This window comes from Novosphingobium sp. AAP1 (assembly GCF_001295765.1).
GTDB classification, from domain to species: Bacteria; Pseudomonadota; Alphaproteobacteria; order Sphingomonadales; family Sphingomonadaceae; genus Novosphingobium; species Novosphingobium capsulatum.
Genome location: NZ_LJHO01000002.1, coordinates 373934 through 386299 on the forward strand (window position 1 = coordinate 373934; position 12366 = coordinate 386299).

The window sequence follows — 12366 nt, forward strand, 5'->3', positions numbered from 1 at the left end:
ACGCCCTGGCCAGCGGCCCGTTCCATCCAGTTCAGCGCTTGCGCACGAACTCTGCGCGCAGCACGAGGCCCTTGATCCCATCGAACTTGCAGTCGATTTCCTGTGCGTCGCCGGTGAGGCGGATCGACTTGATCAGCGTGCCGCGCTTGAGCGTCTGCCCGGCGCCTTTGACATCAAGATCCTTGATCAGCGTAACCTGGTCACCGTCCTGCAGCACGTTGCCCACGGCGTCGCGCACTTCCACGGCGTTGGCCGCCGCGCGCCGCGTGGCCAGTTCCGCGGCCGTCATCCATTCGCCGCTTTCATCATCGTAAACGTATTCGTCGTCGCTCATGTCCCGCCCCTTTATGCTGTGGTCCCGGTGGGGCCATGGCAGGTTGGGGGCACGGGCGCCAGCCCTTGCGGGAACTTGTCTTACCACACCGCCGGGACGAGCACGATTGCGCCACCGTCGCGGGGTTTCCAGGCGCGCATGGCCAGGGCGACATTGCTTTCCCGGGCCGCGCGGTCTTCCGCCAGAGACCATGTGATGTGCCAGATGCCACCGTCCGGCCTGCGGGTGGAGCCTTCGAGCGCCACCACCAGCGCCTCCACGCCCGCGCCGTCATCGATATGGCCGACAACGCGGGCGTGGCGGATCGCTGGTGGCAAGGGATCACCGGGGCCGGCATGAACCGTGCGCGTCACATGGTCTGCCACAGTGTGCGGATAGCGTGGCGGGAAGAGCGCCATCAGGCGGTCGCGGCTATCGGGTTCGAGCTTCCAGCCGCTGGGCATCGCGCGGTTTCCGGCAGATCAGGAAGATGGCGTGGCCTGGCCACTGACGACGCCGTTGTGATCGGCCTGTGGTGTCGTGAGCGCACCGGTGATCCAGATGGCAGACAAGGCCAGGATTGCCAGCACGAGGCTGATCAGAAGTACCCAGCGCACCACGTTCAAGCCGACGGCGCTACGCGCTTCGTCGGTGGACAGCCGCGCCGGCGGCTCCTGTCGTTGGGTATGGTCGTTCTGCATGACGACTCTCCTGCGTTTCATCGGCGGGGCGCACGGGTGGCGCGCCCCTTTTGCCTGATTCTACGCGCGGAGAGCCCGCGTGGTTCCGCGTCAGTCGCGCAGCAGCTCGTTGATGCCGGTCTTGCTGCGGGTTTGCGCGTCCACCGTCTTGACGATCACGGCGCAATAGAGCAACGGCCCGGGCGTGCCATCGGGCAGCGGCTTGCCGGGCAGCGAGCCGGGCACGACCACGGCGTAAGGGGGCACGCGGCCGATATGCACTTCGCCGGTGGCGCGGTCGATGATCTTGGTGCTGGCGCCCAGGAACACGCCCATCGACAGCACCGCGCCTTCGCCCACGATCACGCCTTCGGCCACCTCCGAGCGCGCGCCGATGAACGCGCCGTCTTCGATGATCACCGGGCCGGCCTGCAGCGGTTCGAGCACGCCGCCGATGCCGACGCCGCCCGAGATATGCACGTTCTTGCCGATCTGCGCGCACGAACCCACCGTGGCCCAGGTATCGACCATGGTGCCTTCATCGACGAACGCGCCGATGTTGACGAAGCTGGGCATCAGCACGACGTTCTTGGCAATGTGTGCGCCGCGCCGCGCCACGGCGCCCGGCACCACGCGGAACCCGGCGGCGCGAAAGGCGGCTTCGTCCCAGCCGGCAAACTTGCTCGGCACCTTGTCAAAGGCCGGGGCGCCACCGGCGCCACCCTCAATCACGACATTGTCATTGAGGCGGAACGAGAGCAGCACGGCCTTCTTCAGCCACTGGTTCACGCGCCACGCGCCATCGACCTTTTCCGCCACGCGCGCTTCGCCAGCATCGAGCAGGGCGAGGGCCTGTTCCACCACCACGCGCACATCGTTGCTGGCCGGCGTCACGTCCGCGCGGTTGTCCCAGGCGGCTTCGATGGCGGCTTCAAGCTGTGCGGTCATGTGTGTTTCTCCGGGCAATACTGAGATGGTCTGGCCTTGGGGGGTCTGGACAGTCTGCTTGGGCAGGGCGCCTAGCCGAGGTGACCGTCGGCGGCAAGCGCGTCGAGCCAGGCAGCAAGATCGTCGATCGTCTCGTCGATCGCGGTCTCGTCGCGAGCGCGGGCGCCCCAATCCGTCCCGAAGTCGAGCCAGACCGTCTGCATGCCCATGGCCTTGGCCGGGGTGAGGTTACGCGCCGAATCCTCGAAGAATACCGAGCGGGTAGGGTCGATGCCAAAGGCGGAGACAAAGCCGCGATAGGCCGATGGCTCGGGCTTGGGCTTGTATTCCATGGCGTGAATGTCCCACAGGCCTTCAAAGCAGTGGGTGATGCCCAGGGCATCGAGCACCCGTGTGGCATAGGCTGCATCGCCATTGGTAAAGACCAGGCGGCGCCCGGGCAGGCGCATCAGGCGTTCTTCCAGGCGCGGCGCACGGTTCAGGGGGGCCATGTCGACATCGTGAACATAGCCAAGGAATTCATAGGGATCGACGCCGTGGAAATGCATCAGGCCAGCGAGCGTGGTGCCATGGTCGTGGAAATACATCTTCTGCACGCGGCGCGCCTCGGCATGGTCGCAGCCCAGTAGATCGGCAATATAGGCGCCCATGCGCACGTCGATCTGGTCGAACAGGCAGGTTTCGGCCGGGTACAGCGTGTTATCCAGATCGAAGATCCAGCAATCGACACGCGATGGGTCAAAGGGCATCCGTCATCCTTGCGAGCTTGGCTCTGGCCTCATGAGCGTGGCTCTGCCTTTAGAGCATGGTGCCGCCGCCTGCCCGCAAAATCAGCGCGGGGCAAGCCTCCTCAGCCGGGCGTTTTCGCCGTCTTCGAGAATCCATAGCGTACCATCGCGCGCTTCGCGAATCTCGCGTATCCGCGTGCCCAGGTCGATCCGCTCCAGTTCCTTGCCCACCGGGTGGCCGTCTGGCCCCGGTTCCAGGCCCACGCGAACGATCCCGGCCGCGCCCAGCGCCGCGATCAGCGCCTGCCCGCGCCACTGCGGAAAGGCCTTGCCCGAATAGAACACGAAATCGCCCGGCGCGATCACCGGGTTCCAGCTGATCGCCGGCGCCGCCAGGTCTGGCCGCGTTGCGTTGCGCGGGATCGGCGTGCCATCATAGTTGTCCCCATCGGACACCAGCGGCCAGCCATAGTTCTTGCCGGGTGAAAGCAGGTTGAGCTCGTCCCCGCCGGCCGGGCCGTGCTCTACATCCCACAGGCGCCCCTGGGCATCGAACTGCAAGCCCAAGGGGTTGCGATGGCCCAGCGTCCACACCTGCGCGGCAATGCCGCCTTGCGCCGCAAAGGGATTGCCCGGCGCGGGCTGGCCATCGAGCGTGAGGTGGAGGACCTTGCCCAGGTTGGTGTTCATATCCTGCGCCGGGATGAACTTCTGCCGCTCGCCCGAAGACAGGAACAGGCTTTGGCCATCCGGCGCAAAGGCGATGCGATGGCCAAAATGGCCGCGCCCGGAAACCTTGGGTACCTGCCGCCAGATCACGGTGAGGCCTTCGAGGCGGGGCGAGCCCTGATCGCGCACCAGCCGCGCGCGGCCCAGCACGGCGCCGCGCGTATCCCCCGCGCCCGCTTCCACCCAGGTGAGATAGACCAACCCGCTGGTGGCAAAATCGGGGGCGAGGGCAATATCGCCGAGGCCCCCCTGGCCGCCGGCGTCCACCTTGGGCGTGCCAGACACGACCACGGCCTTGCCCCCTTCGCGCCACAGCTTAAGCGCGCCGGTGCGTTCGGTCACCAGCACGGCGGTCTTGCCTTGGCCATCATCAGGCAGGAACGCCATGGCCCACGGGCTGTCGAAGCGCGCCAGGTCGGTAATCACGAAGCTGTCGCGCTGTTCGGGCGCCGTGGCGGCGGCGTTATCGGGCTGGGCTTGCGATCCGCAGCTTGCAGCCAGGAACGCGAGCGGCGATAGGAGGCAGAGGATCCCTTTTGTCATGCCCGCTACAATGCCCGAAACCCGCGTCCGTGCCACCAGAATTACCCGTGTTACTGCCCGCGTATCGGGGCATGTGATTGGCGTCGACGAGGCGGGGCGCGGCCCCCTGGCCGGCCCGGTGGTGGCCGCTGCGGTGGTGCTGGGGCGGCGGCCGCCCGAAGGGCTGGCCGATTCCAAAAAGCTTTCGGCCAAGCGCCGCGCGGTGTTGGAAGAGCAGATCAAGGCGTCGTGCCACTGGGGCGTGGGCGTGGTGGACCCGGCCGAGATCGACCGCCTCAACATCTTTGGCGCCACCATGCTGGCGATGACCCTCGCCGTACAGGAACTCGTGGCGCAATTGCAGGGCGATGTGGGCGAGGTGCGTGTCGATGGCAATCTCACGCCGCACGGGCGCCATGCCGATTGGTGCTGGCCGGCGCGGCCGATTGTTGGTGGCGACGCGATCGAGCCGTGCATTTCTGCGGCCTCGATCATCGCCAAGGAGCACCGTGACCGCATGATGCGGGCGGCGGCCGAACTCCATCCGCACTACGGCTGGGAGCGCAACGCCGGCTATGGCACGGCGCAGCACCTTGCCGCCCTGCGCACGCACGGCCCTACGCCGCTGCATCGGCGCAGTTTTGCCCCCGTGGCGCAGCTGCTGCTGATTTAGCCGCGACTCGGCGCAAGGCCTGCGAATAAATTTTCCACAGTTGCGCACACCATATCTTGAGTCACGCACCCCCACCGAGACTCAAGATGTGGTTGGCGGACTCGTTCCGTTCCGCTTTTGCAGCGCTGCGACTCGGCGCAAATCCGCGAGTCGCGCCTTGACCTGCGAGTCGCGATGATTCAGATTCCACGTCAACAAGCGATAGTGGAAGGAAGTATCATGGTTACGGCAGTGAAAACGCGCACCCGCGCCTTGCGGGCCAAAGTGGCCGCCAAGGTTCAGGCGCCGGTGCTGCCGGTCAACCGCATCCTCAAGGGCGATTGCATTGAAATGATGCGCTCGTTGCCCACCGGTTCGATTGACATGATCTTTGCCGATCCGCCCTACAACCTGCAGCTTGGCGGCGACCTGGCCCGCCCCGATGGCAGCCATGTCGACGCCGTGACCGATCACTGGGACAAGTTCGACAGCTTTGCCGTCTATGATCGCTTCACCCGCGAATGGTTGAGCGAGGCCTATCGCCTGCTCAAGCCCAATGGCTCGATCTGGGTGATCGGCAGCTATCACAACATCTTCCGCCTGGGCACGATGCTGCAGGACATGGGCTTCTGGATTCTCAACGACATCATCTGGCGCAAAACCAACCCCATGCCCAATTTCAAAGGCACGCGGTTCACCAATGCCCACGAAACCCTGATCTGGGCAGCCAAGAGCGAGAAGGCGAAGTACACCTTCAACTACCGCGCGATGAAGACCTTGAACGACGAGTTGCAGATGCGCTCTGACTGGGTGCTGCCGATCTGTTCGGGCAAGGAACGCCTCAAGCGCAACGGCACCAAGGCCCACCCCACGCAAAAGCCGGAATCGCTGCTCTATCGGGTGATCCTGGCCACCACCAACAAGGGTGACGTGGTGCTCGATCCATTCTTCGGCACCGGCACCACCGGCGCTGTGGCCAAGCGCCTGGGCCGCAACTGGATCGGCTGCGAGCGCGAGGACGATTATATTGAAGTGGCGCAGGAGCGTATCGACCTGGCCCTGCCGCTCGATGAAAGCGCACTCAAGACCATGCAGTCCAAGCGCGCCGCGCCCAAGGTGCCGTTCGGCTCGCTGGTGGAAAGTGGCTGGCTGACGCCGGGCACCGTGCTCGCTGACAAGAAGCGCCGCTGGCAGGCCGTGGTGCGCGCCGATGGCAGCCTGGCTGTGGGCGAGGATACCGGGTCGATCCATGGCATGGGGTCCAAGGTGCAGAACGCCGCCTCGTGCAATGGCTGGACGTTCTGGCACTTCATGGACAAGGGCGAGATGAAGCCGATCGACGTGCTGCGCCAGCGCTATCTGTTGGCGGTGGAAGACTGATCGGGTTAATTGCCGTCGTCCCGGACTTGATCCGGGGCCCCGCTTTTCCTGAAGGATAGCGCAAGGCGCCCAAAAGAAGCTGGACCCCGGGTCAAGCCCGGGGTGACGAATAGTTGGTGGTTGGGGCAAAGGCTTTGGCATGAACGAGACGGTTTACCTTCGCCCCATCGCCTTGACCGAAAGCCCGCAGTCGGATGACGGTCAGGCCGTGCGCCTGGCTGGCGGGCTCGCCTGCGCCAGCCGCTTTGCCCTGCTGGTGCGGGGTGACGGCAAGATCGTCTCGCGCCAGGTTGTCAGCGCGGGGGACGTAGTTGCTGCCATTGCTGCCTTGCCCGATGCGCTGGCCGCCGACGCCAGCGCGCAATGGGCCAACCTGAGCAAAAACCATGCGCCGATCGGCTGTGGCGAGCGGGTGCTGCGCCTCGATCAGCCGCTGGTCATGGGCATTCTCAACGTCACGCCCGACAGCTTTTCCGATGGCGGCCAGTTCCTCGACAAGCCCGATGTCGCGCTAGACCATGCCTCGGCCATGCTGGCGGCGGGCGCGGCGGTGATCGACGTGGGTGGGGAATCCACCCGGCCCAATGCCGCCGCGGTGTGGGAGGGGGACGAGATCAAGCGCGTGGTGCCGGTGATCGAGCGCCTTGCCGCCACCGGCGCTGCCATTTCCATCGACAGCCGGCGTTCCAGCGTGATTGCCGCCGCGCTTGCCGCCGGGGCGCATATTGTCAACGATGTTTCCGCCCTGCGCCACGATCCGCGCAGCATGGAGATTGTCGCTGCCAGCGGTGCGCCGGTCGTGCTGATGCATGCGCCGGGCGGTGCGGACGACCTCCACGCCGATGGGCATTATCGCGATGTCGTGCTCGACGTGTTCGATGACCTGCGCGCCCGGCGTGATGCCGCGCTGGCCGCCGGCATTGCCGCCGAGAAGATCCTGCTCGATCCCGGCATCGGCTTTGGCAAGACGCTGGCCGAAAACCTGGCGCTGATCAACGCCCTGCCGCTGTTCCACGCGCTGGGCCAACCCGTGCTGTTTGCCGCCAGCCGCAAGCGCATGATCGGCGCCTTGGCCGGCGAGGCACCGGCAGACCAGCGCCTGGGTGGCTCGGTCATGCTGGCGATCAAGGCGCTGGAGGCAGGTTGCCACATGGTGCGCGTGCACGATGTGGCCGAAACGGTGCAGGCCATGCGCGTGTGGCGCGGCCTGCGCGATGCGGCACTGACCGATTTTTCGCAGCTGGCATGAGCGCGCGGGGGGCTTCGACAAGCTCAGCCCGAACGGATTAAAGAGCAGTTTGTGAATACCGTTCGGGCTGGGCTTGTCGAAGCCCCCAGCCGCGCACGCCCCCGTCAGGCCGCGTTGTCGATGCCCAGTTCCGACAGCTTGCGGTAGAGCGTCGAGCGGCCGATCCCCAGGCGCCGTGCCACTTCGGTCATGCGGCCGCGATAGTGGCCGATCGCCAGGCGGATGACATCGGCCTCGATCTCTTCCAGCGGGCGCAGGTTGCCGTCGGCGGTGAACAGCATCACGCCGGCACCATCGCTGATCGGTGCCGGGCTGCGCGGGGTTTCGCCCACCATCGTCGAGAGATTGGGGAAGTCTTGCGCGGTCAGTGTTTCTGCATCGCAGAACACGGCGGCGCGAAACAGCGTCGCCTGTAACTGCCGCACGTTGCCCGGCCAGTCATAGGCCTTGAGCAGGGCCAGCGCGCTATCGGTGATGCCAAGCGGGCGCAGGCCCGGCTGCTCGCCAATCCGCGCGAGGAAATAGCGCGCCAGCGCGGCGATATCGCCCGACCGCTGGCGCAGCGCGGGCAGATGCACGTGCACCGTGCTGAGCGCATCGACCAGGGGCGCATGATAGAAACCCGCCTCGGCCAGATCGCGCAACGGCGCATTGCTGCACGCGAACAGGCGTACGTCGATGCGGAACGAGTGGCGCGCGCCGATCGGCTGTACATCACCGCGTTCGACGAACTGGGTCAGCCGTTCTTGTACATGAAGGGGCAGGCGATCGACCTCGTCGATTACCAGCGTGCCGCCGTCAGCGTGTTGCAGCGCGCCGATATGCCGATCGAAGGCTCCGGGAAACGCGCCCTTTTCGTGGCCGAACAGCACGCTTTCGATCTGGTTGGCGGGAATGCCGCCAGCGTTGACAATGCGCAGCGGCGCCTTGGCGCGCGGGCTGGCGGCGTGCATCGCGCGCACCAGCATTTCCTTGCCGGTGCCGCTTTCGCCCTCGATCAGCACGGTCTGCTGGGTGCGCGCCGCCTTGGCCGCCACGGCCAGTGCGGCGCGGAATGCCGGCGCGGCGCCGATCATCGAATCAAAGTCGAGCGTCGTGCCGATCTTTTCGGTGAGCGGCTGAAGCTCTGCCGCGGGCGCCTCGCGCGTGGTTGCGCTGCGCAGGGCCTGGAGCAGGCGATCGGGTGCCACGGGCTTGATCAGGTAATCGGTGGCCCCGGCGCGCATTGCTTCCACCGCCAGCAGTGGCGAGGCACTGGTGGTGAGCATCAGGATCGGCAGGGCCGGGCGCCGCGCCTTGAGTTCGGCGATCAGCGCACAGGCATCGTCGCCCGGAACCCATTGATCCAGGATGATGGCGCCCAGTTGCATGCCCTGGCGCGTGCCGAGCGTGGCAATCGCGGTTTCGGAATCGCGGGCCACGAGCGTGCGCCACCCTTCGCGTGCGGCCAGTGCCGTGATCAGCCGGCATTGCGCAGGCTCATCATCGATCAGCATCAGCAGGCGGTCGTCGGCTTCGGCCATGATTTTCCCGTCGTTGAAACAACACCCGATTACGCATTTCTGGTAAAAACCTGATTAAACAATCAGGCCATTCAATCGCCCTTGAGAGACGCGGGGCAGCGGTTTAAGGTGCGCTCAAGGATAATAACGAGGGATGAGTGAGCATGACGTCTGCCAATGATATGAAGGCTGCACGCGAAACCTACGAAGGCTTTATCTCGATGATCAAGGTCTCCGTGCCGGTGATCGCGCTCATCGTCGCTTTCGTGATCCTGATCATACAATAAAGAATGTCACATGACATAACGATCGCCGTCCTTCGGGAACGCGCGACGGGGGAGAGCCGGGTGGCGGCGACACCGGAAACGGTGCGCAAGCTTTCGGCTTTGGGGGCCAAACTGGTGGTGGAAAGCGGCGCGGGGAAGGGCGCCGATATTTCCGACGATGATTTTCAGGCCGCCGGCGCGGCGATTGCCAGCGCCGATGCCGCCGCCGGCGCGCAGATAGTGCTGGGCGTGCAGGGGCCCGATCCGGCGCTGTTGGCTGGCGCCGCGCCTGGTGCGTGGATCGTGGCAGGGCTCGATCCCTTTGGCCAGCGCGCCCGGGTCGATGCCTATGCCGCTGCGGGGCTCGAGGCGCTGGCGATGGAATTCATGCCGCGCATCACCCGCGCGCAATCGATGGATATCCTGTCATCACAGGCCAATCTCGCTGGCTACAAGGCCGTGCTGGTGGCGGCCAATCTCTATGGCCGGGCTTTCCCGATGATGATGACGGCGGCCGGCACGGTGAGCGCGGCCAAGGCCTTCATCATGGGCGTGGGCGTCGCCGGCCTCCAGGCCATCGCCACCGCTCGCCGCCTGGGCGCGCAGGTTTCCGCCACCGACGTGCGCTCTGCCACCAAGGAACAGATCCAGTCGCTGGGCGCCAAGCCGATCTTCGTGGAGAACGTGGCGGGGATCGAGGGCGAAGGCGCGGGCGGCTATGCCACCGAAATGAGCCCCGAATACCAGAAGGCCCAGGCCGAACTGGTATCGAGCCATATCGCCAAGCAGGATATCGTCATCACCACCGCGCTGATCCCCGGCCGCGCCGCGCCGCGCCTGATCAGCGATGCCCAGATCGCGACGATGCGGCCAGGCTCGGTCATCTATGACTTGGCCGTGGCGCAAGGCGGCAACGTGGAAGGCAGCGTGGCCGACCAGGTAGTGGAACGCCACGGCGTGAAGATCGTCGGCTATGCCAACACGCCCGCGCTCTTGCCGGCCGATGCTTCGGCCCTGTTTTCGCGCAACCTGTTCAATTTCCTTTCGGCCTTCTGGGACAAGGAACAAGGCCGCCCGGTGCTGGACGAGGAAATCGGCAACGCCATCCGCCTGACGCAAGGCGGGCAGGTCGTGCACGAAAGGCTCAAGGGGTGAGTATGGACGAGTGATCCTCCCCCTGCGGGGGAGGGGAACCGCCCACAGGGCGGTGGAGGGGGGGGTAGCGATGCGCGATCATAGCGTGCAAGCACTGACAAGCGCGAGAAAGCTGCGCAAAGCCATGAGCTTGCCCGAGGTTCTGCTGTGGCAGCGCTTTCGGCAGCGGCCTGCGGGAATCAAGCTGCGCCGACAGCACCCGGTGGGCGGCTTTGTCGCTGATTTCTATTGCGCTGCGTCTAGAACTGTCTTCGAGATCGACGGGATTTCGCATGACATGGGCTCTCGCCCGCTTGCTGATGCCCGGCGTTCGGCGTGGATGGAACGCCACGGGCTTCGCGTGATCCGCATTCCCGCCGCCGACGTTCTCCGCGACCCTGATGCCACGGCCCAAGCCATTATAACCGCGTGCCAAGCAGCACCCCCTCCGTCAGCGCTAGGCGCTGCCACCTCCCCCGCCGGGGGAGGATCTGAAGGTACCTGATCTATGGACTTCATATCGATCCTGAGCATTTTCGTGCTCGCCTGCTTTGTCGGCTACTACGTCGTCTGGTCGGTCACGCCGGCCTTGCATACGCCGTTGATGGCGGTGACCAATGCCATTTCGTCGGTCATCATCGTCGGCGCCCTGGTCGCCTCGGCAGCGGCGGGGTCGCCACTGGCCAAGGTGCTGGGGCTCGGCGCAGTGGTCCTGGCGTCGGTCAATATCTTCGGCGGTTTTGCCGTTACCCAGCGCATGCTGGCGATGTACAAGAAGAAGGAGAAGAAGTGATGGACTTCTCGTTCCTCTCGGCGGCTGTGAGTGTGGCGCCGCGCAATGTATTTCCGATGCCTGCGGCAGAAAACAGCGGTATCGTTCCGCTATTATACCTCATTTCGGGCGTGCTGTTCATCATGGCGCTGCGCGGGCTTTCGTCGCCGGGCACGAGCCGGGCGGGCAACCGCTATGGCATGATCGGCATGACCATTGCCGTGGCCACCACGCTGGTTACCCATTCGATCGCCAGCCTGCCGGAAATCGCGGTGGCCATCGCCATTGGTGGAGGCATCGGCTTTATCATCGCGCGGCGCATCCAGATGACGGCGATGCCGCAACTGGTGGCCGCGTTCCACTCGCTGGTGGGACTGGCCGCCGTGCTGGTGGGGCTGGCGGCCTATGCCAATCCCGAGGCATTCGGCATTCTTGATGCCCAGGGGCTGATCGAACCGCAAAGCCGCGTCGAAATGGGCCTGGGCATTGCCATCGGCGCCATCACCTTCTCCGGCTCGATCATCGCGTTCCTCAAGCTGGCTGGCAAGATGAGCGGCGCGGCGATCCTGTTGCCCGGACGGCATGTGATCAACCTGGGCACGCTGATCGCGATCCTCGGGCTGGTTGGCTGGTTTACCCAGGATCAAAGCCCCTGGGTCATCGCCACGATTACCGCGCTGTCTTTCGTGATCGGCTTCCTGCTGATCATCCCGATCGGCGGGGCAGACATGCCGGTGGTGGTCTCGATGCTCAACAGCTATTCCGGCTGGGCGGCAGCGGCGATGGGTTTCACCCTGCACAACACCGCCATGATCATCACCGGCGCGCTGGTCGGCTCTTCAGGTGCGATCCTGTCGTACATCATGTGCAAGGCGATGAACCGCTCGTTCCTGTCGGTGATCGCCGGGGGCTTTGGCGCCGAAGCAGCCGTCAGCGGCGGCGCGGCCAAGGAGCAGCGCCTGTGGAAGCGCGGATCGGCCGAAGACGCGGCATTCCTGATGAAGGAAGCCGAAAACGTCATCATCATCCCGGGCTATGGCATGGCCGTCAGCCAGGCGCAGCACGTGCTGCGCGAGATGGGCGACGTGCTCAAGGCCAATGGCGTCAACGTGAAATATGCCATTCACCCGGTGGCGGGGCGCATGCCCGGGCACATGAACGTGCTGCTCGCCGAAGCCAACGTACCCTATGACGAAGTCTTTGAACTGGAAGATATCCAGGGCGATTTCGCCCAGGCTGACGTGGCGTTCGTGATCGGCGCCAATGACGTGGTCAACCCCGCGGCCAAGACCGACAAGTCCAGCCCGATCTATGGCATGCCGGTGTTCGACGTGGACAAGGCCAAGACCATCTTCTTCGTCAAGCGCTCCATGGGCGGGGTCGGCTATTCGGGCGTCGACAACGACGTGTTCTACATGGACCAGACGATGATGCTGTTGGCAGACGCCAAGAAGATGGTGGAGGAGATCGTCAAGGCGCTCCAGCATTGAT

At 65.2% G+C, this 12366-nt stretch carries 15 protein-coding genes; 8 read left to right on the plus strand and 7 right to left on the minus strand.

Annotation, left to right across the window (positions count from 1 at the left end; translation table 11 throughout):
• Positions 1 to 31: 31 nt before the first annotated feature.
• From IP65_RS05615 to IP65_RS05640, 6 genes are all read right to left on the minus strand, one after another.
• Positions 32 to 334 (minus strand): alkylphosphonate utilization protein, encoded by a 303-nt coding sequence (locus IP65_RS05615; RefSeq protein WP_022676354.1) that lies wholly within the window; start codon positions 332 to 334, stop codon positions 32 to 34.
• Positions 335 to 414: 80 nt separating this feature from the next.
• Complete coding sequence (locus IP65_RS05620; RefSeq protein WP_022676355.1) at positions 415 to 777, minus strand: hypothetical protein; 363 nt, start codon at positions 775 to 777, stop codon at positions 415 to 417.
• An 18-nt stretch (positions 778 to 795) separates the two neighbouring features.
• Positions 796 to 1014: a hypothetical protein gene (locus IP65_RS05625; RefSeq protein ID WP_022676356.1), complete on the minus strand. Its 219-nt coding sequence runs from the start codon at positions 1012 to 1014 to the stop codon at positions 796 to 798.
• Between the two features lie 90 nt (positions 1015 to 1104).
• Entirely contained in the window at positions 1105 to 1941 is an 837-nt protein-coding gene (dapD, locus tag IP65_RS05630) for a 2,3,4,5-tetrahydropyridine-2,6-dicarboxylate N-succinyltransferase (protein WP_022676357.1), read from the minus strand.
• A gap of 71 nt (positions 1942 to 2012) precedes the next feature.
• Positions 2013 to 2690, minus strand: coding sequence for a pyrimidine 5'-nucleotidase (locus tag IP65_RS05635; protein WP_022676358.1), 678 nt, complete (start codon positions 2688 to 2690; stop codon positions 2013 to 2015).
• Positions 2691 to 2771: 81 nt separating this feature from the next.
• Complete coding sequence (locus IP65_RS05640) at positions 2772 to 3941, minus strand: PQQ-dependent sugar dehydrogenase (RefSeq protein ID WP_022676359.1); 1170 nt, start codon at positions 3939 to 3941, stop codon at positions 2772 to 2774.
• Between the two features lie 10 nt (positions 3942 to 3951).
• On the opposite strand from IP65_RS05640, the gene IP65_RS05645 reads away from it, so the two are divergent.
• The 3 genes from IP65_RS05645 (at position 3952) to folP (ending at position 7201) form a co-directional block, all read left to right on the plus strand.
• Positions 3952 to 4593: a ribonuclease HII gene (locus IP65_RS05645; protein WP_156306463.1), complete on the plus strand. Its 642-nt coding sequence runs from the start codon at positions 3952 to 3954 to the stop codon at positions 4591 to 4593.
• Positions 4594 to 4812: 219 nt separating this feature from the next.
• Positions 4813 to 5952, plus strand: a complete 1140-nt coding sequence (locus tag IP65_RS05650; protein WP_022676361.1) for a site-specific DNA-methyltransferase — start codon at positions 4813 to 4815, stop codon at positions 5950 to 5952.
• A gap of 139 nt (positions 5953 to 6091) precedes the next feature.
• Entirely contained in the window at positions 6092 to 7201 is a 1110-nt protein-coding gene (gene folP / locus IP65_RS05655) for a dihydropteroate synthase (protein WP_022676362.1), read from the plus strand.
• A gap of 104 nt (positions 7202 to 7305) precedes the next feature.
• Here folP and IP65_RS05660 read toward each other — a convergent pair whose 3' ends face one another.
• Complete coding sequence (locus IP65_RS05660) at positions 7306 to 8724, minus strand: sigma-54 dependent transcriptional regulator (RefSeq protein WP_022676363.1); 1419 nt, start codon at positions 8722 to 8724, stop codon at positions 7306 to 7308.
• Positions 8725 to 8867: 143 nt separating this feature from the next.
• Between IP65_RS05660 and IP65_RS20790 the strand changes: the two genes are divergently transcribed.
• The 5 genes from IP65_RS20790 to IP65_RS05675 all read left to right on the plus strand — a co-directional run bounded on the left by IP65_RS20790 (position 8868) and on the right by IP65_RS05675 (position 12365).
• A complete protein-coding gene (locus IP65_RS20790) occupies positions 8868 to 8990 on the plus strand; it encodes an aa3-type cytochrome c oxidase subunit IV (protein WP_022676364.1) in 123 nt (40 codons plus the stop codon).
• A gap of 15 nt (positions 8991 to 9005) precedes the next feature.
• The gene (locus IP65_RS05665; RefSeq protein WP_028657878.1) at positions 9006 to 10124 is read left to right on the plus strand and encodes an NAD(P) transhydrogenase subunit alpha; all 1119 of its coding nucleotides are present in this window, start codon (positions 9006 to 9008) and stop codon (positions 10122 to 10124) included.
• 70 nt (positions 10125 to 10194) lie between these two features.
• Positions 10195 to 10608 carry an endonuclease domain-containing protein gene (locus IP65_RS20795; RefSeq protein WP_082209119.1) on the plus strand — a complete coding sequence of 138 codons (414 nt, stop codon included), beginning with the start codon at positions 10195 to 10197 and terminating at the stop codon, positions 10606 to 10608.
• A 3-nt stretch (positions 10609 to 10611) separates the two neighbouring features.
• Positions 10612 to 10896 (plus strand): proton-translocating transhydrogenase family protein, encoded by a 285-nt coding sequence (locus tag IP65_RS05670; RefSeq protein WP_022676366.1) that lies wholly within the window; start codon positions 10612 to 10614, stop codon positions 10894 to 10896.
• Positions 10897 to 10952: 56 nt separating this feature from the next.
• Positions 10953 to 12365: an NAD(P)(+) transhydrogenase (Re/Si-specific) subunit beta gene (locus IP65_RS05675; RefSeq protein WP_028657879.1), complete on the plus strand. Its 1413-nt coding sequence runs from the start codon at positions 10953 to 10955 to the stop codon at positions 12363 to 12365.
• The last annotated feature ends 1 nt before the right edge of the window (position 12366 follow it).

What these genes read in the sequence shown, in the direction of transcription:
- IP65_RS20790 (WP_022676364.1), top strand. Translation starts at nt 8,868, where the DNA reads ATGACGTCTGCCAATGATATGAAGGCTGCACGCGAAACCTACGAAGGC.
- IP65_RS05620 (WP_022676355.1), bottom strand. Translation starts at nt 777, where the DNA reads ATGCCCAGCGGCTGGAAGCTCGAACCCGATAGCCGCGACCGCCTGATG.
- IP65_RS05660 (WP_022676363.1), bottom strand. Translation starts at nt 8,724, where the DNA reads ATGGCCGAAGCCGACGACCGCCTGCTGATGCTGATCGATGATGAGCCT.
- IP65_RS05670 (WP_022676366.1), top strand. Translation starts at nt 10,612, where the DNA reads ATGGACTTCATATCGATCCTGAGCATTTTCGTGCTCGCCTGCTTTGTC.
- IP65_RS20795 (WP_082209119.1), top strand. Translation starts at nt 10,195, where the DNA reads ATGCGCGATCATAGCGTGCAAGCACTGACAAGCGCGAGAAAGCTGCGC.
- IP65_RS05650 (WP_022676361.1), top strand. Translation starts at nt 4,813, where the DNA reads ATGGTTACGGCAGTGAAAACGCGCACCCGCGCCTTGCGGGCCAAAGTG.
- folP (WP_022676362.1), top strand. Translation starts at nt 6,092, where the DNA reads ATGAACGAGACGGTTTACCTTCGCCCCATCGCCTTGACCGAAAGCCCG.
- IP65_RS05640 (WP_022676359.1), bottom strand. Translation starts at nt 3,941, where the DNA reads ATGACAAAAGGGATCCTCTGCCTCCTATCGCCGCTCGCGTTCCTGGCT.
- IP65_RS05675 (WP_028657879.1), top strand. Translation starts at nt 10,953, where the DNA reads ATGCCTGCGGCAGAAAACAGCGGTATCGTTCCGCTATTATACCTCATT.
- IP65_RS05645 (WP_156306463.1), top strand. Translation starts at nt 3,952, where the DNA reads ATGCCCGAAACCCGCGTCCGTGCCACCAGAATTACCCGTGTTACTGCC.
- IP65_RS05635 (WP_022676358.1), bottom strand. Translation starts at nt 2,690, where the DNA reads ATGCCCTTTGACCCATCGCGTGTCGATTGCTGGATCTTCGATCTGGAT.
- IP65_RS05615 (WP_022676354.1), bottom strand. Translation starts at nt 334, where the DNA reads ATGAGCGACGACGAATACGTTTACGATGATGAAAGCGGCGAATGGATG.
- IP65_RS05625 (WP_022676356.1), bottom strand. Translation starts at nt 1,014, where the DNA reads ATGCAGAACGACCATACCCAACGACAGGAGCCGCCGGCGCGGCTGTCC.
- dapD (WP_022676357.1), bottom strand. Translation starts at nt 1,941, where the DNA reads ATGACCGCACAGCTTGAAGCCGCCATCGAAGCCGCCTGGGACAACCGC.